Origin of the sequence: Sphingobium soli (assembly GCF_020782245.1) — a bacterium.
GTDB lineage: Bacteria > Pseudomonadota > Alphaproteobacteria > Sphingomonadales > Sphingomonadaceae > Sphingobium > Sphingobium soli.
On sequence record NZ_JAJGNP010000015.1, the window covers coordinates 22,749 to 42,278 of the forward strand.

Below are 19,530 nucleotides of genomic sequence, written 5' to 3' on the forward strand. Positions count from 1 at the left end.
AAGCGCGCGGCTAAATGGCGATAAAGGGTCGTCCCTTCTCTGAAGCGTTATACCTATGGCCGTCAGGGCCACAGGAGAAGTGTCATGGGATTATCAGAATTTGATCCCGCTGCTCGCGAGCGGGTGTCTTGGAACGCTGGACGTAAGGTCGGCGCGAAGCGAGCGCTCAAGCCCCGGCAGATATGGGCGATTCGCTTCTTTCTCGACCAGCATGGGCGGGTCCGGGATCGTGCCCTCTTTGATCTCGCAATCGACAGCAAGCTTCGTGGATGCGATCTGGTGAAGATCAGGATCAGCGACATCGTTTGTGATCGGAAAATTCGAACACGGGCCACGGTTGTACAGCAAAAGACCGGCAGACCGGTTCAGTTTGAGCTGATGACCGATGCTCGCGCCAGCCTGCTCAAGTGGCTGGAACTGCGAGGTGGATCGTTGGAGGAATTCGCATTTCCTAGCCGTACCGATCACGCAGCCCATATCAGCACAAGGCAATATGCGCGCCTCGTCGACGAATGGGTAACAGGAGTTGGTTTGCCCAGCGAAGACTATGGAACTCACTCTCTGCGCCGAACCAAGGCATCGATCATTTACAAGGCGACCGGCAATCTCCGTGCAGTCCAGATTTTGCTTGGGCACACTAAGATCGAGAGCACGGTCCGCTATCTTGGAGTTGACGTAGAGGACGCGTTGACGCTGGCCGAAGGCACCGAAATTTGAGGTCTGCTGGCTCCTTGCCAGTGTGAGGAGCCAGAACCTTAGCGTAGCGGCTACGCGCCAATCTTTGCCTTTCGATAGCGATTTCCCTTCGCTCCGAAGCGGACATCCAAATCTTATTGAACCTGGGACCTAACGATTGCTGACGCCCGGGCCGCCTAGTGGCGGCTCAGTAAGGAGGCACACCATCGTCGGGGTGCTGCTTGCCTCGATGTCTCACGTATCCGGTCTGCCCCATCGCAGGAGTCGATCGCCATTGGCTGCCCTCGTAAATCAGTTTCGGGGCGGCATTCTCATTACCACCTGTCACAGCGTTGCAAGGCAAGCCTAATTTAAATTTGTTTTTATATGATTAGATAATAGCGGGGCAGGGAGATATTTCTCACACTTAACGGATAGCGCATGGTTGAATGAGATCGTATATATAATTGATTTAAATAGATAAAATGGTTGGAAAGTTCTTGCCGATTCTACTCCATTGCTCGTTCCCAAATGAGGGGTCGCCGCGCCGTCCGTTACAGATTGACATTTGCCTAATGAAAGTTAGTTTGAAGAGCGCAAGATGCCTGTAGGGCACGCCGACATGGGAGAGTGTTATGAGAGTGAAGCAACGATTGGCTTGCGGCATTGCTGTTGTTGGACTTTTGGCTGAGATGCCTGCATTTGGGCAGGAGGTTCCTCAGGCGGCTGTCGATGATCAGGGCAATGAAAAAATTGCGTCGCCGGCCGACATCGTCGTCACCGCCCAGAGGCGGGAGCAATCCCTTTCCAGAGTCCCGGTGGCTGTCTCGGCTTTCAATGCCGATACGCTTCAGTCGCGCAACGTGGCCAGCGAGCAGGATTTGGCCGCATTGGTCCCCGGTCTGGTGGTCAAGAGCGGTCAGAACTCCAACCAGCTCAACTTTACGCTACGTGGCCAGACACTCGATCCATTTTCCGGTTCAAGCCCCGCGGTTCTAACCTATATAAACGAAGCGCCGGCTACCGAAGGCAACACATCGACGGCCTTTTTCGACTTCAGTTCGGTGCAGGTTCTAAAAGGACCGCAGGGCACTTTGTTCGGCCGCAATGCGACCGGTGGCGCCATCCTGTATGAAACGACCAAGCCGGGAGACGACTTTGGCGGCTTCCTGACCGTCAAGGGCGGCCAGCGAAACTATATCCAGGTTCAGGGCGCTCTGGACATTCCGGTTTCCGATATCATTAAGGTTCGTGTCGCCGGCGATTACAACAAGCAGGATGGCTATATCCGTAATATCAAGACCGGCAATACGCTCGGCGACACGGATTCGCTGTCCGGTCGTATCACGATCGTGTTGGAGCCACGGGACGGCTTCAAAATGACGACCGTTGCCCAGTATAGCGATTTCGGCGGATCAGAAGGCGCGGGCGGCCTTTACTCCTATCATAAGGTGGGTGAGGTCAATAACGGCTATGTCCTCAATAGCACCCTCGACACCCTCTATGGCATGAACAGTCCCTTCGCTCCGCTGATCGGCGACGGGCCGCGTGGCGACGGCACATGGCCTGGCGCCGTGGCGGGCTATCTGGCCTGGCAGCAGGCTAATCCCTACAAGGTCTGGCTAAGCTATGACCTGCCCCACAAGGCCCACACCGCGTTCATCACCAACACTGTCGAGGCGGAAATCGGTGACGACGTCATCCTCAAAAACATATTCAACTATGCCGATGCTTTTGCCCGCACCCCAGGAATCCTGACCGGTTCGCCTTTCGGCTCGTTGAGCCTGTACAACCGATCCGGCCTGGGCAATGGCCCTCCGGGCGGCGAGGAATTCAGCACGGAGCGGCTTTCGAACGAACTGCAACTGCAGGGGAAAACGGGCGGCCTCGAATATATTCTGGGCGTCTTCTATTCCGACACCACGAAGCAGGAATATATTCCCGTTATCGTAGGCGCGGAGCTGCCGACACCACTGGCCGACATCGCGTATAATTATGAAGTCGGAAACGAATCGAAGGCGGTGTTCGGCCAGCTAACCTATGCCGTGACCGACAAGCTGAGCGTGACCGCTGGCGGACGATATAGCTGGGAGACGGTAAGCCTTCGCCAAAAGGCAGGAAGCCTCTTCAACTTGAGCGGCACCACGCCACTAAAGCAGGAAGCCAAGCTCCATGATCCGAGCTGGACGTTCAATGTCCAATATCAAATCAATTCCGGCAACATGGTCTATTTTGCACAGCGCGGCAGCTTCCGTGCTGGCGGCTTCAACGGTGCGGTCGGGCCATTCAACAACGCCAATTTCTTCGACAATGAAAATACGTATGACTTTGAACTCGGCTACAAGTTCAACGATTATATCGGTTCCATGCCCACGCGGATCAATCTGGCGGTTTATCGGCAGATCGTGAAGCATGCCCAGCATTCGCTGTTCGTCGATCTGGGGGCCGGCCCGTCGGCGTTCACGGTAAACGTGCCTGAAAAGCGCATCCAAGGTGTCGAGTTCGATGCCAATGTGAAGCCCAGCGACTGGCTGGAACTGGGCATTTCGGGCGCCTATACCGACGCGAAATTTACCAAGAATATCGTCGACCTCGCACCGCTGGGCGGGCCGATCATTCCCTTCGACACCTATTCCGATGCGCCCAAATGGGCGGGCTCGGTCTTTGCTGAAATCACCATGCCGCTGTCGGACGATGTGGGTAAGGTAAAGCTTCGCACTGATGTGTTCGGCCAGACGTCGACTCATTTTTCCAACAATGAGGGGTCGATAACGCCGCGTACCAAATTGCCTGGCTATGCAACCGTCGACGTCCGGCTGAGCTGGAACGACGTCATGGGCAGCAAATTCTCGGTCGCGGCCTATGCCAAGAACCTGTTCGACGAATTCTATTATAATTCGGGCTATGTCGAAGGCGGGAGCGGCGGCTTCAACACCGCGATCTGGGGTGAGCCCCAGACCTTCGGCGCGGAAGTTACCTACCGCTTCTGACGCCAATGAGAGGGGGCAGGTACGCCTTGTCCCTGCCCCTCGGCCTTCCAAATGCCGCCGATTGCCGGAAATATAGCCTATTCCTCCTTGGGATAGGTCTGTCGGGTCAAGAAAGACGCAAAATATGTCGACAATTATCACCCCCGATTATGACGCGGTCGTGATCGGTGCGGGCGTCACCGGCATCTATCAAACCTATCTGCTCGACCAGAACGGGATGCGCGTGCTGGGCGTCGACGCGGCTGGCGATGTCGGGGGCACATGGTATTGGAATCGCTATCCAGGCTGCCGGCTGGATACGGAAAGCTACGCCTATGGCTATTTCGCGCTGAAAGGCATCATCCCCGAATGGCGGTGGAGCGAGAATTTCGCCGGGCAGCCTGAAATGCTGCGGTACGTCAACGTGGCCGCCGACAAAATGGACATCCGGCGATTTTACAAGTTCAACACGAAGGTCGTATCGGCCCATTATAATGATGAAGGCAATGTCTGGGATATCAGGCTGGACGATGGAACCGATCTGACCTGCCGTTATCTGATATCGGCCACTGGCCCCCTTTCGGCATCCAGCATACCCGATTACAAAGGGCTGGACCTGTTCCAGGGCGAAGCCTTTCACTCGTCGCGCTGGCCGACGGACGCGGAAGGAAAGCCCAGGAATATCGATTTTACCGGCAAGCGCGTGGGCGTGATCGGCACCGGCGCCACGGGCGTTCAGATCATTCCCATCGCTGCGGAGACGGCACAGGATTTGTTCGTGTTCCAGCGCACGCCCAATTGGTGCACGCCACTTGGCAATTCAGCCCTGAGCGACGAGGAAATGGACCTTATCCGCACCCGCTACCCGACGATATTAGAATATGTGAAGACTACGCCGACCGCCTTCCCCTATCATCGCGACAATCGCAAGGCGAGCCAGGTATCGGAACGGGAGCGAACCGAATTTTTCGAGGATCTATATGATCGGCCTGGCTACGGTATATGGTTGAGCGGGTTCCGGGATTTGCTGCTCAGCAAGGAATCGAACCAGTTCCTGGCTGACTTCGTGGCCGGCAAGATCAGGCAGCGGGTCCACGATCCTAAGGTCGCGGAGAAACTCATTCCCGTCGATCATCCCTTCGGCGCCAAGCGCGTTCCGATGGAAACCAACTATTACGAGGCCTATAACAAGGACAATGTCCACCTTGTCGACATCAAGGAAACGCCGATCAACGAATTTGTGGAGAATGGCGCGAAGATTGGCGATCAGATCCACGCGTTGGACGTCATCATCTTTGCAACAGGCTTTGACGGTGTGACCGGATCTCTAGACAGGATCGACATCAGGGGGCAGGGGGGGCAGCGGCTTATCGATGCGTGGGCCGAAGGCCCCTCGACCTTTCTTGGTCTCCAGGCTCGCGGATTCCCTAATTTCTTCACGCTTGTTGGGCCGCATAATGGGTCCGCCTTCTGCAATGTTGGCGTTTGCGGTGCGCTTCAAGCCGAATGGGTCACAAGGATGCTGGGCTATATGAAAGCGCGCGCGCTGACTTTTGCCCAACCGGAACAGGCCGCCGAGGATGAATGGACAAATGCGGTCTATGCCGACTTTGCACGGACCCTGATGGCAGACACCAATGCCTGGTGGATCAAGGTCACACACCGACCTGACGGAACGGTTGTTCGCCGCACACTCGTTTATGTCGGCGGTGGCCCGGAGTATCGCAAGCGGTGTGAGGAAGTCGCCTATAGTGACTATGCCGGTTTTGAACTTTCATAATTGCGCCATCACTAGCCCTCGTGTCCGGCCATCGCGCATGCGACGGGCCAACCTGCTTCCAACTCCCGCATCTCGTTCCCAAATCTGAGGACCAGACATGACCCCTATATATATTCTGGCAGGCGTTCGCACGGCGATCGGCGATTTTGGCGGTAGTCTGAAAGATTGTCCGCCAGCGACACTGGGCGCGGCCGTCATCGCAGAAGCGATCGCGCGGGCGGGTGTCGCTGCCGATCAGATCGGCCATGTCGTCATGGGCAATGTCATTCCCAGTGAACCCAAGGACGCCTATCTGGCCAGGGTAGCGGCGGTCGAAGCCGGCATTCCTGTCGAAGTGCCCGCCCTTACGCTGAACCGGCTATGCGGTTCGGGTGTCCAGGCGATCATCTCGGCCGCGCAGATACTGGCGCTGGACGAATGCGATTTCGCCGTCGCCGGTGGCGCTGAGTCCATGACCCGTTCGCCGCACCATATCGCTGCGGCGCGGTTCGGACAGAAGATGGGCGACGTTAAAATGGTCGATGCGCTCATTGCGGTATTGAGCGATCCTTTCGAGGGCATGCACATGGGCGTGACCGCCGAAAATGTGGCCGCCGATCATGACATTTCGCGCGACGATCAGGACCGCCTTGCCGTCGAGAGTCATAGACGGGCGGCGCATGCCCAGCGCGAAGGGCGTTTTGCATCCCAAATCCTGCCGATCGAAGTCAAGGACCGGAAGGGAACACGGCTGTTCGACGCTGATGAGCATGTTCGCGCCGAAGCCAGCATAGAGCACCTTGCCGGGCTTCGGCCAGCCTTCAAGAAAGACGGCACCGTAACCGCAGGAAATGCTTCGGGCATCAACGACGGCGCAGCCGCGGTGGTCCTTGCATCCCAGGCGGCCGTGGATGCCGGCAATCTGAAACCGCTGGCCCGAGTCCTCAGTTGGGGACATGCCGGTGTGCAGCCCGACCGTATGGGCATCGGCCCGGTCAAGGCGGTTCCCATCGCCCTTGCGCGCGCGGGCCTTGCGCTTGAACAGATGGACGTCATCGAATCGAACGAAGCCTTTGCGGCACAGGCCTGTGCCGTCGCCAAAGTCCTGGGCTTCGATCCGCAGAAGGTTAATCCGAACGGGTCCGGCGTGGCTCTGGGCCATCCGGTCGGTGCTACCGGTGCGATACTGACTGTCAAGACGATCTACGAAATGGAGCGAACAGGTGGGCGCTATGGGTTGATCACCATGTGCATCGGTGGCGGACAGGGCATCGCCATGATCATCGAGCGGATGCAATAGCGTATCCGCCGACGATTCCTGGCAATGCCCGTCCAGATCAACGGACGGAGATCAGTCCACCATCGACGGGGATGAGTTGCCCGGTGATGAAGCGGGAGCCGTCACTGGCCAGGAATAGCAGCACAGGCGCAAGATCGGTATCGGCATCGCCGAACTTCCCGCCCAGCGGGATCTGCTCTGCGGTCGCCTTGTCATGGGCAGCCAGATCTTCTGGAGACAGGGCCTCGCGAAAGCGCGCGTACATGGGCGTTACTATGTAGGGAAGTACCGCATTCATGCGGATGTTTCGCTTGCCCCACTCGCGCGCGACGCTGCGTGTCCAGGCGTGAACCGCCGCCTTCGATGCGCCATAGACGGCATTGTTGATCTCTGCGGTCAGCCCGGATTCGGACCCGAAATTGATGATCGAGCCGCCGTCGGGCATGTGCCGATAGGCGGCGCCGTTGGTATAGATGGTGCCATTCACATTGACGTTGAAAAGCCAGGCCAGCGTTTCGTCAGGGACATCGTGGGTGGGGGCGTGGCGATGGACACCGGCGATATGAGCCAGCACGTCAAGGCCGCCGAGGCGTTCCGCTGCCGCATCGAAAGCCGCATCCACTTGCGCGCGATCGCCCACGTCGCATGAGATGAAGAAGGCCGAACCGGGGCCTTTAACGGTCGCGGCGGCTGCGATCGCCTCTCCCTGCGCTGCGTCGATATCCATCGCGGCCACGTGCGCGCCAGCCGCCACATAAGCGCGCAGGGCGGATGCTCCGATGCCTTGCGCTGCGCCGGTCACGATGATCTTCTTGCCGTTCAGGTCCATGATAGTAATACCTTTCTATACGCAGCCAGGCTGCACCTGATTTTCTGTCGGAATCATGTCCCGCTCGCCGCATGGATTTCTGGTTTTCACCGGCCTTGCCATTTCGGCACGCGCTTTTCCTTCCATGCCGACGCGGCTTCGCGGCAATCTGCCGTGTCCGCATGGGCATCGATGAGGGGATAGCGGCGATCGAGCGCCGTCTTCAGTCCATGCTCCAGGCCCAGCAGCGCGGCTTGCTTGCCGGCTTGAGATGCCAGAGGTGCGCAGGCGAGGATCTTCTGGACCCATAGTTCGGTGGTCGCGGCCAGTTCCGCTAAGGGCGCGGTCTCATTGACCAAGCCAAATTGCAAGGCGCGGGCAGCGTCAAGCGGTTCACTCGCAATGATCATCGCCATTGCCACATGATGCGGCAGTTGGCGGATCGCACGATGCACGACGCCGCAATGGTCGATGAATCCCGCCCGCGCCTCTGGCAGGCGGAATTGCGTGTCGTCGGCTGCGATCAGGATGTCGGCACACATCGCCAGTTCGAAGCCAAGGCCAAGGACATGGCCATGCACCACGGCGATCAGTGGCTTTTGAAGCGGCACAAGGCGACCGCCAATCCCCGTCAGTCCGCCGCCGAACGACAATCCGTCCTGCGCGATGGGCGGATCAGAGATATCCGCCCCGGCGCAAAAGGCGCGATCTCCTGCGCCGGTAAGAAGCGTGACGCGAATATCAGGATCGCTGTCTATTCGCGCCCATGCCAGCGCCAACGACCGGTCCATCTCCGCATCGATGGCATTGAGAGCCGCAGGCCGATTGAGCCGGACCTCGGCCAGGTTTCCCCGAACCTCAAAATCGATCGATGCCATGGGCGTTGGCTCCATCCGGCACTTAATGCGCCAGCATGCCGGCATCGACGAGATGTTCGGATCCGGTGATGTAGGAGGATTCATCGGATGCCAGGAACAGGACGAGGTTCGACACCTCGATCGGTTCGGCGATCCGCCCGAGCGGAATCTGGGCCAGCGCATCGCCGCCCACTTCATCGGTCGCCTCGACCATCATCGGCGTCTGGATGAAGCCGGGATGGACGGAATTGACGCGGATATTATGCTTGCCATATTCCATCGCCGTCGCCTTCGTCATGCCGCGGACGGCAAATTTGCTCGCGACATAGGCCAGACTGGGGAAACCGTAATTCGCGGCTATCCCAGCGATCGACGAGATGTTGACGATGGACCCGCGTCCGGCCTTCACCATGACAGGCAAGACTGCCTTCATGCCGTAAAAGACGCTATGCTGGTTGATCGCGCAGACCTGGTCATAGCCGTCTTCGGTCAGATCGGCGGTCGTGGCCATCGGACCCAATATGCCCGCATTGTTGACCAGAATATCGATCGTCCCAAATGCGTCGACAGCCGCCGCGATGACATTGGCCCAGGATACCGGCGAGGTCACGTCATGAGGAACGAAGCTTGCCTGCTCACCGAGTTCAGTCGTCAGTGCTTGCCCGCCTTCGACATTGCGATCGGTAAGGATGACGTTGGCGCCTTCCTGCACGAACAGGCGAGCATGTGACGCTCCCATGCCACGCGCCGCGCCCGTGATGATGGCGGTTTTTCCTGTGAGGCGGCCCATAATTTCTCCTATATCTGTCCGTTCGGCGTTCTGTGGCCTAATTTCAATTATTTAAAGCTCTGCTGATCGGAATGTCAAGAACGGGTTGAAATCTTCACTTTCCGCCAGCGTTGCAGACGCTCTCTATCTAAAAAATAATATATATAAATCAGCATATTGAAAATTTTACGAGTCCCCGGTTTGCCCCGATTGCCGATCGCGTGGGTGGCAAGTCATGATTAGCTGTTGCATATTTTATCTAATTAGGATTAGTTTTATAAGGGTGGACGTCGGATCAAACCCGGGCAAACAATATGATGGCGAAATGGCAAGGCCAGATCGCGTCTTTATCGAGAGGATGGCCATGTACGGCAAAGCCGCAGTGCTCGTGGAAAAAAACCGCCTGGAAACATGGGATGTCGAGGTCCATGCGCCTGAGCCGGGCGGGGCGCTCGTCCGCACGATATTGGGTGGCGTGTGCGGCAGCGACGTCCATATCCTGACCGGCGAAGCAGGTGAGATGCCCTTTCCGATCATATTGGGGCATGAAGGCGTCGGCGAAATCACCCAGTTGGGTGCCGGCGTTTCCACCGACTATGCCGGAACGCCGGTCAAGGCTGGCGATCTGGTGATCTGGTCGCCGATCGCGCTGTGCCATCGCTGCTATTCCTGCACCGTGCTGGAACAGACGCCATGCGAGAACAGCCAATATTTCGAGGATGCGGCAAAGCCCAACTGGGGCAGCTATTCCGACTATGCCTGGCTGCCCAACAACATGCCCTTCTATCGTCTGCCCGACGGTGCGCAGCCTGAAGCGATCGCGGCGCTCGGCTGCGCCCTGCCGACCGTCCTGCGCGGCTTCGACCGCTGCGGCCCGGTTAGTTTCGGCGATTCCGTGGTTGTGCAGGGCGCTGGACCAGTAGGCTTGTCCGCCATCCTGGTCGCGGCGCAGGCCGGCGGGCGGGAAATTATCGTCATCGACAGTGCGCAGGCGCGGCTGGACGCTGCCATGACATTGGGCGCGACAGCGACCGTGTCGCTCAGCCTGCCACCCCAAGAACGCAAGCGCATGATCTACGACCTGATCGGCAAGCAGGGGCCGGATATCGTCATCGAGGCGGCGGGCGCTCTGCCCGCCTTTCCCGAAGGCGTGGATATCAGCGGCATCCATAGCCGCTACATCATATTGGGCCTGTGGGGCGCGATCGGTACCCAGCCGATTTCACCGCGCGACCTGACACTGAAGAACCTGACGATTGGCGGCGCGTCCTTCCCGGCCCCCAAAAACTATTATCAGGGAATGCAGTTTGCGGCGCGGGTGCAGAACCAGGTGCCGCTCGCCGCGCTGGTCAGCCATCGGTTCAGTATCAGCCAGGCTGCCGAGGCGCTGACCGTCACCAAGAATGGCGTCGCCACCAAGGCCGTCATCGATCCCACCATGAGCTGAGAGGATGCAGGTATGAACGTCGATACGATCGCTCCGTCATCTGCCAAACACCGCATGCCGATTCCGGATTATGTGCCAGCCAGCCTGGTGCGGGAAATCGATATCTACGATCTCGATGGGATTGAGGAAGGCGTGCATGAGGCGTGGAAGAAGGTGCAGCAGCCCGACACGCCGCCCCTGGTCTGGACGCCCTTTACCGGCGGTCACTGGATCGCGACGCGCGGCGCTCTGATCGATGAGATTTATCGTAACCCCGATCACTTTTCGAGCCGGGTGATATGGGTGCCGCGTGAAGCCGGTGAGGCCTATGAAATGGTGCCCACCAAGATGGACCCACCCGAACATACGCCCTACCGCAAGGCTATCGACAAGGGTCTCAACCTCGCCCAGATTCGCAAGGTCGAAAGCGATGTGCGGGCGGTTGCGATCGACCTGATCGAAGGTTTTGCGGGGCAAGGCCATTGCGACTTTGCCAGGGATTTCGCGAACATCTTTCCGGTCAAGGTCTTTCTGGCGCTTGCGGGCTTGCCGATGGAAGATGCGGCGGGGCTCAATGCGCTGGCTAAGGAAATGACTCGTCCGTCAGGCAACACGCCCGAGGAGCAAGGCCGTTCTTTAAGAGAGGCGAATGCAGGCTTCTTCGCCTATGTCGCGCCCATCATCGCGGAGAGGCGCGGAGGCAGCGGCACCGACCTCATCACACAGATGGTGAACAGCGAAATCAACGGCGCGCCGATGCCCGATGACAAGATGCTGGGCCTTGTCTCGCTCCTGCTGCTGGGCGGCCTCGACACCGTAGTCAATTTCCTCAGCTTCATGATGATCTATCTCGCGCGTCATCCAGAGACGGTGGAGGAGATGGCGGCCGACCCGATGAAGCTGCAACGCGGCGTCGAGGAGATGTTCCGTCGCTTCGCCGTCGTGTCCGACGCGCGCTATGTGGTGGCGGACATGGAATATTACGGCACGCAGCTCAAGGCGGGCGATCTTATTCTGCTGCCGACGGCATTGCATGGCCTGGACGACACGCAACATGCCGACCCCATGAAGGTCGATCTGTCGCGTAGGAACGTTGCCCACTCGACCTTCGCACAAGGGCCGCATCGTTGCGCTGGGATGCATCTGGCGCGCATGGAAGTGCTCGTCACCTTGCAGGAATGGATTGCCCGCATTCCCCGCTTTGCCCTGAAGGAAGGCGCAGCACCCATCTATCACGCCGGCATCGTGTCTGCCGTCGAAGACATTCCTCTGGTCTGGAAGGTTTGAAGAAAGCATGCCCATAGTCGCTGATTCCGCCACCTTCCGGCAGATATTAGGTCATTATCCGACCGGCGTTTGCGCCATTACCGGCATGCAGAAGGACGGTACGCCTGTCGCCATGATCGTGGGGTCTTTCACCTCCGTGTCGCTCGATCCCCCGTTGGTCGCCTTCTTTCCGGACAAGGCCTCATCAAGCTGGCCCAATATCGAAGCCTGCGACGGATTTTGCGTCAATATACTGGCGGACGATCAGGAAGGCCTGTGCCGTACGCTGGCGTCCAAGGTTCCAGCCAAGTTCGACGGGGTGCCGCATCATCTGTCGGCGCGTGGCGCACCGATATTGGACGGCGCGCTGGCGTGGATCGACTGTTCCTTTCATGCTATTCATGAGGCAGGCGACCATTATATCGCCATCGGTGAGGTGCATGCCCTCGACATTCATCATCCCGGCGCGCCCTTGCTATTCCATAAGGGACGCTACGGCAAGGTCGCCCCGCTTCTTTGAAGCAAGCTCCATCAGCATTTGGAGAAGGCCGTTCCATGGGCAATCTGATCATCATCGATCGTTCAGGACAGGAACATAGCCTACCGGCCACCGAAGGCCTGTCGGTGATGGAGGCCATTCGCGACAATGGTCTGGACGAATTGCTGGCGCTTTGCGGTGGCTGCTGTTCGTGCGCGACGTGCCATGTCTATGTCGAACCGGGCTATGAGCATCGATTTGGCTCCATGACCGACGATGAGAACGACCTGCTGGACAGCTCCGATCATCGCAAGGCGACCAGCCGTCTGTCATGCCAATTGGTTATGGATGGTGAAGCAGGCTCCATCAGACTGGCCATAGCACCGGAAGACTGAAGCGGTCCTGTGCATGGTTGAGGGCGGTGTCGTCACGGCGCCGCCCTTTTCCCGTTTACTCTGTCAGGATCGGCTCTGCATTGGCTACGGCATCGCGCATCGGCAACCGGTTGATCACCGTGAGGCCAAATCCTTCGAGCGCAGCCAGCTTCGCCTTGCTCGATGTCAGCAACGTCATCTGCCGCACGCCAAGGTCCAGCAATATCTGGGCGCCTATGCCATAGTCACGGGTCGCGTTTGTATCATGATAGGTTTTGCGCCCGCCCTCGATCCGCTTGGAGATTGAGTCCGGGCTGGGATCGCGAACGAACACGGCGACGGCCTGCCCCTCATGCGCGGCGATTGCCTTGAGCGCCTGCGGCACATAGTCGGGATGCGCTTGCGACCAGCCGAGCATGTCGGTCGCAATGTCGACCTGATGCACGCGGACCAGCGTGTCGCGATCCGGGCGGATTTCGCCTTTGATCAGGGCGACGTGTTCACCACCATCGACCAGATTGCGATAGACATGGATGGTCAGATCGCCGCCATAGAAACTGTGGAAAGGCGCGCTCGCGACCCGCTCGACCAGCTTTTCGAACCGCCGCCGATAGGCGATGAGGTCGGCGATCGTGCCGACCTTCAACCCATGCTTCTTAGCAAAGACCAGCAGTTCGGGCAGACGCGCCATGCTGCCATCGTCGTTCATGACTTCGCAGATGACGCCGGCGGGCGTCAGGCCGGCAAGGCGGGAGATATCCACGGCCGCCTCGGTATGCCCGGCCCGAACCAGAACGCCGCCGTCGCGCGCCGTCAGCGGAAACACATGCCCTGGCGACACGATGTCCGACGATGTCTTGGTTGGATCGACCGCCACGGCAATGGTATGCGCACGATCCTGCGCCGAAATCCCGGTCGTGACGCCTTCGCGCGCTTCGATCGATATGGTGAAAGCGGTGCCATGACCGGACTGGTTGTTGGCCGCCATGGGCGGCAATGTGAGCTGTTCGGCGCGCGCCTTGGTCATTGCGAGGCAAATCAATCCGCGCGCATGTTTGGCCATGAAGTTGATCTGGCCCGGCGTCGCGAACTGGGCGGGTATGATGACGTCGCCTTCATTTTCGCGATCGTCGGCATCGACCAGAATATAGGGCAGCCCGTTTATCGCGTCGTGAATGATGCCCTCTATGGACGAAATGCCTTCGCTACTCATCGATCCGTCTTTCCATATACTGGCGTCTCGTTCAGCCCGCGCCGCGTTGTGCGGCGAGGTGGGCCAGCGCCATCTCTTTCAATATGTTTTTCTGGACCTTGCCCGTGCCGGTCTTCGGCAGGTCCGCTTCCGCGATGAACCAGATGTCGCGCGGCAGCTTGTATCCGGCCACTTGCGGCTTCAACCAGGCCAGGATGTCATCGCTGGACAGGATATGCCCGTCAGCGCGCACGATCCATGCGCAGCCGCATTCGCCCCAGCGATCGTCGGGCATCCCGATGAAGAAGGCCTGGCCGATTGCCGGATGCGTGGTGACGAGTTGCTCCAACTCTTTTGGCGACACCAGTTCGCCCCGGCTCTTATATAATTCCTTTGACCGGCCCGTCAGGAACAGGTTTCCGTCAGGCCGGAATTGCCCCAGATCGCCCGTCCGCAGCCACCCGTCCGCCAGAAACAGCTTTTCCGTTTCTTTCGGTCGGCGAAAATAGCCCAGGCTGTTCATCGGCCCGCGTGTGCAGAGTTCGCCGGCAGCGCCTGCCGGAAGATCAGCGCCGGTCACGGGATCGATCGTCTTGAATTCGCAGATCCGGCCGTCCTGCCCTGCGATGCCGGCCACGCCCGCCTGCACGATGCAGCCCTGCGTCTCCGCGACGATGTCGATCGGATCACCCGGCTGGGTGCAGATGATCGTCGCGGTCGCTTCGGTCTGGCCGTAGCTAGTAAAAATCTCGCTGCATCCCAGCGTCTCCTGGATGTCGCGCCAGACCCAACTGGGCGTGGGCGCCGCAGCGCTATGGACCGCCGTGAGCGAACGCAGGTCATAGGTTTTGACCTTCGCCCGCTCCATCATTGCGATCGTCATTGTGGGCACGCCCATCAGATAATGGGCGCGATGTCGTTCGGTCGCGGTGAGCAGCGCATCGGCATCGAACCGGAGCAGGGGGACGATCGACCCGCCCACGATCATGCCCGACAGTAAGCCCACGACCAGACCGAAGCCATGATAGAGCGGAAGCGAGAATACCGCGCGTCGCCCTTCATCGAACGCCTGATGATAAGCCCCCGCATAAGCGGCCCGCAACAGATTATCATGGGTCAGCACGACCCCTTTTGGCGATCCGGTCGTACCCGACGTGAACATGATGACGGCGGGATCATGCGGCCTTGCGCTCTGGGCCGGCAAAGCGCCGTCCGGGAGGGAAGCGAGAAAGTCGTCCGGCGCCTCCGCGTCATAGACCAGGCCGCCGCGCAGTTCCGGCAGGGCGGCGCAGGCGCCGGTCCGCCATCCGGGCGCCTGGGCGTCAAGCTCCAGATCATAGCGGCGCGAACCGAAGCGGGCCATGCCGATCAGAAAATTGCAGCCCGCCTCCCGGATCGCATATTCCAGATCCTTTGGGGCATAGAGGGTGTTGATCGCTACAGCGACGCCGCCGACACGCCAGATAGCAAACATCAACGACACCGTGATCGGGTAGTTGGCCAGCAGGAGCCCGACGCGGTCGCCCCGCGCGATGCCAAGCCCTGAAAGCGCCGCGGCGAAACGCTCCGATTGCGCGTGGACCGCAGCATAATCGAGCGTTTCGGCGTCCGTGATGACCAGCGGCTTTGCCGCAAAATGACGCTGCGCGCGCGCCAGATAGGCGTCCAGCGTCATCTCCTCCCAGACAGGGTGTCGGTCCGATATCGCTTGCCGCCGTTCCTCTATGGCCTCGATCAACGCGGCTCTCCTCCTCTACCTAATAGAAATTAATATGCCTCCATTGGTAATTTGCGTCAAGCGCTGTCCTGCACGGCAAGGTAAGCGGGCCAACTGCCAAGCACTGTGTCAGCGACCATGTGCTGACATTTATCGTTGATTATATTCGATTTTATACGGCGCTCCTTCCCTTCAAGTCGCACATTTTACAACAACGCTGCCATAGGGAGACCGCAAAGGTTCGATCTTGGGCTTGCCAAAGCAGCCTAACTTTGATTAGATTGCTTTCAACGGGATATTTTGGAGGCACATATGGATGTAGGTTTGGGGCTGACGTTCCAGAATCTGAAGGACCAGGTCAGCGACATCGAGGTTTTTCGGCACGAACTGGCCCTCGCAGCCGAGGCCGAAGATCGCGGCTTCGACTCCGTATGGACTCCGGAGCATCATTTCACCGGTTACATGATGACGCCCAATGTCCCCCAGTTCCTCTCCTGGGTCGCGGCCAAGACAAAGAAGATCAAGCTGGGCACCACCGTCACCGTGCTGCCGTGGCAGAACCCGGTCCGCATCGCAGAGAGCTTTCTTCTGCTCGACCAATTGTCGGAAGGGCGCGCGATTCTGGGCATCGGGCGGGGCCTGGGCAAGGGCGAGTTCGACGGCTTTCAGGTGCCGATGGGCGAAGCGCGCCACCGGTTCCGCGAATATGCAGAAGCGTTGCTTAGCGCCCTGGAAACGGGCGTCATGGAATATGACGGCAAATATCTTCAGCAACCGCGCGTCGAACTGCGGCCGCGCCCCTATGCAAGCTATCGCGGTCGGGTGTTTGCATCGGCAGTCTCGCCGGAATCGGTCAAGCTGATGGCCAACCTCGATGTCGGCCTGATGATCATCGCCCAGAAACCCTGGGACCGTGTTGCCGAAGATGTGACAAGCTATCGCGACCGCTTCTTTGCCATGCAGGGCCGCCCCGCCCCAAAGCCCGTGGTCGTCGCTTTCGTCGCGGTGAACGAAGATGCCGCCAAGGCGCAGGAGATGCGCGACAAATATCTGGTCGAATATGCCCGGTCCACATCATCCTTCTACCAGTTCGGGAACAAGGAATTCGAGAAGATCGAGGGCTATGAATATTATGGCGCCTTGGCCAGCAGCGTCGAGAAGCATGGCATCGAAAAATTCAACAACTTCCTCGCCGACCTCCAGATATGGGGCCGTCCGGAAGAGGTCGTGGAAAAGCTGAAAGCGATGGTCGATCGCTTCGATGTCGGCAGCTTCATCATCTATACTCAGTTTGGCGACATGCCCTTCGAGGTCGGCCGCGACAATTACGAGCTTTTTGCCCGCAAGGTTCTGCCGCATCTCAAGGACATTGACGTTTCCACCCCGGCCGCGTCAGTTGTCAGCCCGCTGCAATCCATAGCTTGAACTGTTATCCGTCATTGCGGCGCGCAAGACGTCGCGGCGGGGGAGAGAGGATGAACATGACAGATGCTGCGCAACTGGTGCTGTACGAAATCCGTAACGGGACGGCGTGGATAACCCTCAATCGTCCCGAAAAGCGCAATGCGCTAAGCGAGCTGTTGCAGGAGCAGCTAAGCGCGCTGTTATGGGAAGCAGACGAAGATAATCGCGTTCACACGGTTGTCCTCAAGGCGGCCGGGCCAGATTTCTGCTCTGGCTACGACCTGCAGAAATACGATCAGCCCATCCTGGGGCAGGTCGATCACAAACGCGGTCGGGCAAAGTTCGACGACGACAGTTGGCACCAGGAAAAGGCGCAGCGGCTGCGCATGGCGCTCTTTGACATGCACAAGCCGGTTATCGCCCAGGTCCATGGCCGGTGCCTGGCGGGCGGAACCGATCTAGCGCTGCTGTGCGACATGGTGATCTGCGCCGAAGACGCGCTGTTCGGTTTTCCGCCGGCGCGATCGCAAGGCTCGCTCCCCAGCCATATGTGGCTTTATCTGGTGGGGCCGCAATGGGCCAAGCGGTTACTGCTGACGGGCGATTCCATCCGTGGCGACGATGCCGCGCAGATCGGGCTGGCGCTCAAGGCGGTGCCTGCCGACCAGCTCGATGCGGAGGTCGCGGCGCTCGCCGCGCGTCTTGCCCTGATCGACGCCGACCTGCTGAGTGCCAACAAGCGGATCGTGAACCTCGGCCTGGAACTGATGGGCGCGCGCACCATGCAGCGGATGGCTGCGGAAATGGATGCGCGCGGCCACTTGGCCGCCAGTCGCACGCGGTTCAACGAAACCGTGCGCACCGAAGGATTGAAGGAGGCGGTGCGTCAGCGCGACGAACCCTTTGGTGACCCGGTGATCAAACTATAACAGCAGATAGGATGAGGCGATGATGGAAGGCGAAGGCTGGCGGTGTCTCTGGGACGCCAGAGCCATATTGGGCGAAAGCACGGTGTGGGATGCGCGGGATGGCTGCATTTACTGGGTCGATATCGAAGCGCCCAGTATCAACTGGTATCATCTCGATAGCGGCCGGACGGGGCGCTGGGACGCGCCAGCGTGGATCAGTGCGATAGCACCGCGCGCCAGCGGCGGCTTCATCGCTTCGTGCGTCGATGGCTTTGCCCATGTCGATCCCCACCGGCAAATCTACGCGCCGATCATCCACCCGATAGCCAATCCCAAAATCGCGCGGCTCAACGATGGCGTGACCGATCGCAAAGGACGCTACTGGTCCGGTTCGTGCGATTCCAGTCAGTGGGACGAAAGCACGACTGCGGACGACAAGGAAAGCACGCTCGGCAATTTGGATGTGCGCAACACCGGCGAACTCTATCGGCTGGATGCCAATGGCGGCGTGAGCACACAGGAACGCAATATCGTGACCGCCAATGGGCCCGCCTTCAGCCCGGACGGTCGGACCGCCTATGTGAACGACTCCATGCCGCTGGTTAGTTGGGTCTATGACGTATCGGACGATGGCACATTGTCGAACCGTCGTGACTTTCTGAACTTCAAGCCGGAAGATGGATATCCGGACGGCATGGCGGTCGACGTCGATGGCTGCATCTGGATGGCGTTCTACGAAAGCTGGATGCTGCGTCGGTTTGCGCCGGACGCGACCTTGCTCGAAGAACGACGCTTGCCGGTGCGGCGCGGGCTTCGCCCCGCTTTTGGAGGAAGCGACCATGAGCGCCTCTTCCTCATCACCGGATCGCAAGGCTTTTCAGCCGCGACATTTTCCGAACAGCCGCTCGCCGGCGGGCTGCTCGAAATACTCGATCCACCCGCGCCGGGGGTCCCTAATTCCCTTTATGCCGGGTAGTCAGAAACCGCTCCCGATGAGGCTGTCTTTCCCTTATAGTTTTGCTAAGGGACGGCATGGCACACGCAGATAATGGCCGAACGCGCATTTTAGACTCGGCCGCGACAGCCCTTCGCCAAAAGGGGCTGGCAGGCGCGAAACTCAGTGAGATCGCCAAGGGCGCCGGCATGCTGGCGCCCAGCATCTATCATCATTTCCAGTCAAAGGATCATCTGGTCGAAAATGTGATGATGGAAGGCATTTACCGCAACAGCCGCCATATCGTGGCGCGCGTCGAGGTGTTGGGGCCAGGCGCGGCACCGTTGGTGCGCTTGCGCGCTGCAATCGTGGCCCATATCGACTTCCTGTTGTCGGGCGACGACTATTCTTCCGCCGTGGCGCGGGTGTTCGACGATCTGCCGGATGAAATGCGGCGACGGGTTCTGGCCGCCTATTCCAGCTTCGACAATTATTGGCGCGACCTCATCGTTGCCGCGCAGGCGGACGGCAGTGCCAGTGCCGCGCTGGATCCGACCGTGGTCAGGAAATTTTTGATCGCCATGCTCGATTCCAGTTCATCCTGGTATCGACCGGGCAAGTTGGGACCAGCGCAGATCGCAGAGCAGGCGGCGGATTTGTTGCTGCATGGATTTGCCCGCAGTCCGGTCTAGCAAAAGTGCATGGAAGGGGGATA

Annotated in this window: 17 protein-coding genes; 12 read left to right on the plus strand and 5 right to left on the minus strand. The window is 59.2% G+C overall.

Annotated elements, in window-relative coordinates:
* Nucleotides 1–84: 84 nt before the first annotated feature.
* The 4 genes from LL253_RS15415 (at nt 85) to bktB (ending at nt 6,703) form a co-directional block, all read left to right on the plus strand.
* Entirely contained in the window at nt 85–717 is a 633-nt protein-coding gene (locus LL253_RS15415; RefSeq protein WP_228227711.1) for a tyrosine-type recombinase/integrase, read from the plus strand.
* Between the two features lie 650 nt (nt 718–1,367).
* The gene (locus LL253_RS15420; RefSeq protein ID WP_228227712.1) at nt 1,368–3,665 is read left to right on the plus strand and encodes a TonB-dependent receptor; all 2,298 of its coding nucleotides are present in this window, start codon (nt 1,368–1,370) and stop codon (nt 3,663–3,665) included.
* 124 nt (nt 3,666–3,789) lie between these two features.
* The gene (locus LL253_RS15425) at nt 3,790–5,424 is read left to right on the plus strand and encodes a flavin-containing monooxygenase (RefSeq protein WP_228227713.1); all 1,635 of its coding nucleotides are present in this window, start codon (nt 3,790–3,792) and stop codon (nt 5,422–5,424) included.
* Between the two features lie 97 nt (nt 5,425–5,521).
* Nucleotides 5,522–6,703 (plus strand): beta-ketothiolase BktB, encoded by a 1,182-nt coding sequence (bktB, locus tag LL253_RS15430; protein WP_228227714.1) that lies wholly within the window; start codon nt 5,522–5,524, stop codon nt 6,701–6,703.
* 37 nt (nt 6,704–6,740) lie between these two features.
* On the opposite strand, the gene LL253_RS15435 is transcribed toward bktB, so the two are convergent.
* The 3 genes from LL253_RS15435 to LL253_RS15445 all read right to left on the minus strand — a co-directional run bounded on the left by LL253_RS15435 (nt 6,741) and on the right by LL253_RS15445 (nt 9,137).
* Nucleotides 6,741–7,511: an SDR family NAD(P)-dependent oxidoreductase gene (locus tag LL253_RS15435; RefSeq protein WP_228227715.1), complete on the minus strand. Its 771-nt coding sequence runs from the start codon at nt 7,509–7,511 to the stop codon at nt 6,741–6,743.
* A gap of 86 nt (nt 7,512–7,597) precedes the next feature.
* The gene (locus tag LL253_RS15440; RefSeq protein WP_228227716.1) at nt 7,598–8,368 is read right to left on the minus strand and encodes an enoyl-CoA hydratase-related protein; all 771 of its coding nucleotides are present in this window, start codon (nt 8,366–8,368) and stop codon (nt 7,598–7,600) included.
* A 22-nt stretch (nt 8,369–8,390) separates the two neighbouring features.
* Complete coding sequence (locus tag LL253_RS15445; protein ID WP_228227717.1) at nt 8,391–9,137, minus strand: SDR family NAD(P)-dependent oxidoreductase; 747 nt, start codon at nt 9,135–9,137, stop codon at nt 8,391–8,393.
* Nucleotides 9,138–9,480: 343 nt separating this feature from the next.
* On the opposite strand from LL253_RS15445, the gene LL253_RS15450 reads away from it, so the two are divergent.
* From LL253_RS15450 to LL253_RS15465, 4 genes are read left to right on the plus strand one after another with little or no spacing between them, the layout of a single operon-like run.
* Nucleotides 9,481–10,563 (plus strand): zinc-binding dehydrogenase, encoded by a 1,083-nt coding sequence (locus LL253_RS15450; RefSeq protein WP_228227718.1) that lies wholly within the window; start codon nt 9,481–9,483, stop codon nt 10,561–10,563.
* Between the two features lie 12 nt (nt 10,564–10,575).
* The gene (locus LL253_RS15455; protein ID WP_228227719.1) at nt 10,576–11,829 is read left to right on the plus strand and encodes a cytochrome P450; all 1,254 of its coding nucleotides are present in this window, start codon (nt 10,576–10,578) and stop codon (nt 11,827–11,829) included.
* Nucleotides 11,830–11,836: 7 nt separating this feature from the next.
* Nucleotides 11,837–12,328, plus strand: a complete 492-nt coding sequence (locus LL253_RS15460; protein ID WP_228227720.1) for a flavin reductase family protein — start codon at nt 11,837–11,839, stop codon at nt 12,326–12,328.
* Nucleotides 12,329–12,363: 35 nt separating this feature from the next.
* Nucleotides 12,364–12,681 carry a 2Fe-2S iron-sulfur cluster-binding protein gene (locus tag LL253_RS15465; protein WP_228227721.1) on the plus strand — a complete coding sequence of 106 codons (318 nt, stop codon included), beginning with the start codon at nt 12,364–12,366 and terminating at the stop codon, nt 12,679–12,681.
* 55 nt (nt 12,682–12,736) lie between these two features.
* Here the strand turns inward: LL253_RS15465 and ribB are convergent, their stop codons facing one another.
* On the minus strand, nt 12,737–13,873 hold the full coding sequence (gene ribB, locus LL253_RS15470) for a 3,4-dihydroxy-2-butanone-4-phosphate synthase (RefSeq protein ID WP_228227722.1): 1,137 nt from the start codon (nt 13,871–13,873) through the stop codon (nt 12,737–12,739).
* Nucleotides 13,874–13,904: 31 nt separating this feature from the next.
* A complete protein-coding gene (locus LL253_RS15475) occupies nt 13,905–15,590 on the minus strand; it encodes a class I adenylate-forming enzyme family protein (RefSeq protein ID WP_228227723.1) in 1,686 nt (561 codons plus the stop codon).
* 291 nt (nt 15,591–15,881) lie between these two features.
* Between LL253_RS15475 and LL253_RS15480 the strand changes: the two genes are divergently transcribed.
* From LL253_RS15480 to LL253_RS15495, 4 genes are read left to right on the plus strand one after another with little or no spacing between them, the layout of a single operon-like run.
* Nucleotides 15,882–16,994 carry an LLM class flavin-dependent oxidoreductase gene (locus LL253_RS15480; protein WP_228227724.1) on the plus strand — a complete coding sequence of 371 codons (1,113 nt, stop codon included), beginning with the start codon at nt 15,882–15,884 and terminating at the stop codon, nt 16,992–16,994.
* A gap of 50 nt (nt 16,995–17,044) precedes the next feature.
* Nucleotides 17,045–17,902 carry a crotonase/enoyl-CoA hydratase family protein gene (locus LL253_RS15485; RefSeq protein ID WP_228227725.1) on the plus strand — a complete coding sequence of 286 codons (858 nt, stop codon included), beginning with the start codon at nt 17,045–17,047 and terminating at the stop codon, nt 17,900–17,902.
* 19 nt (nt 17,903–17,921) lie between these two features.
* Entirely contained in the window at nt 17,922–18,857 is a 936-nt protein-coding gene (locus LL253_RS15490) for an SMP-30/gluconolactonase/LRE family protein (protein WP_228227726.1), read from the plus strand.
* A 56-nt stretch (nt 18,858–18,913) separates the two neighbouring features.
* Complete coding sequence (locus LL253_RS15495) at nt 18,914–19,507, plus strand: TetR/AcrR family transcriptional regulator (RefSeq protein ID WP_228227727.1); 594 nt, start codon at nt 18,914–18,916, stop codon at nt 19,505–19,507.
* Nucleotides 19,508–19,530 lie beyond the last annotated feature (23 nt).

Coding starts and splice junctions, on each gene's coding strand:
- LL253_RS15415 (WP_228227711.1), top strand. CDS start 85: ATGGGATTATCAGAATTTGATCCCGCTGCTCGCGAGCGGGTGTCTTGG.
- LL253_RS15420 (WP_228227712.1), top strand. CDS start 1,368: ATGCCTGCATTTGGGCAGGAGGTTCCTCAGGCGGCTGTCGATGATCAG.
- LL253_RS15425 (WP_228227713.1), top strand. CDS start 3,790: ATGTCGACAATTATCACCCCCGATTATGACGCGGTCGTGATCGGTGCG.
- bktB (WP_228227714.1), top strand. CDS start 5,522: ATGACCCCTATATATATTCTGGCAGGCGTTCGCACGGCGATCGGCGAT.
- LL253_RS15435 (WP_228227715.1), bottom strand. CDS start 7,511: ATGGACCTGAACGGCAAGAAGATCATCGTGACCGGCGCAGCGCAAGGC.
- LL253_RS15440 (WP_228227716.1), bottom strand. CDS start 8,368: ATGGCATCGATCGATTTTGAGGTTCGGGGAAACCTGGCCGAGGTCCGG.
- LL253_RS15445 (WP_228227717.1), bottom strand. CDS start 9,137: ATGGGCCGCCTCACAGGAAAAACCGCCATCATCACGGGCGCGGCGCGT.
- LL253_RS15450 (WP_228227718.1), top strand. CDS start 9,481: ATGTACGGCAAAGCCGCAGTGCTCGTGGAAAAAAACCGCCTGGAAACA.
- LL253_RS15455 (WP_228227719.1), top strand. CDS start 10,576: ATGAACGTCGATACGATCGCTCCGTCATCTGCCAAACACCGCATGCCG.
- LL253_RS15460 (WP_228227720.1), top strand. CDS start 11,837: ATGCCCATAGTCGCTGATTCCGCCACCTTCCGGCAGATATTAGGTCAT.
- LL253_RS15465 (WP_228227721.1), top strand. CDS start 12,364: ATGGGCAATCTGATCATCATCGATCGTTCAGGACAGGAACATAGCCTA.
- ribB (WP_228227722.1), bottom strand. CDS start 13,873: ATGAGTAGCGAAGGCATTTCGTCCATAGAGGGCATCATTCACGACGCG.
- LL253_RS15480 (WP_228227724.1), top strand. CDS start 15,882: ATGGATGTAGGTTTGGGGCTGACGTTCCAGAATCTGAAGGACCAGGTC.
- LL253_RS15485 (WP_228227725.1), top strand. CDS start 17,045: ATGAACATGACAGATGCTGCGCAACTGGTGCTGTACGAAATCCGTAAC.
- LL253_RS15490 (WP_228227726.1), top strand. CDS start 17,922: ATGATGGAAGGCGAAGGCTGGCGGTGTCTCTGGGACGCCAGAGCCATA.
- LL253_RS15495 (WP_228227727.1), top strand. CDS start 18,914: ATGGCACACGCAGATAATGGCCGAACGCGCATTTTAGACTCGGCCGCG.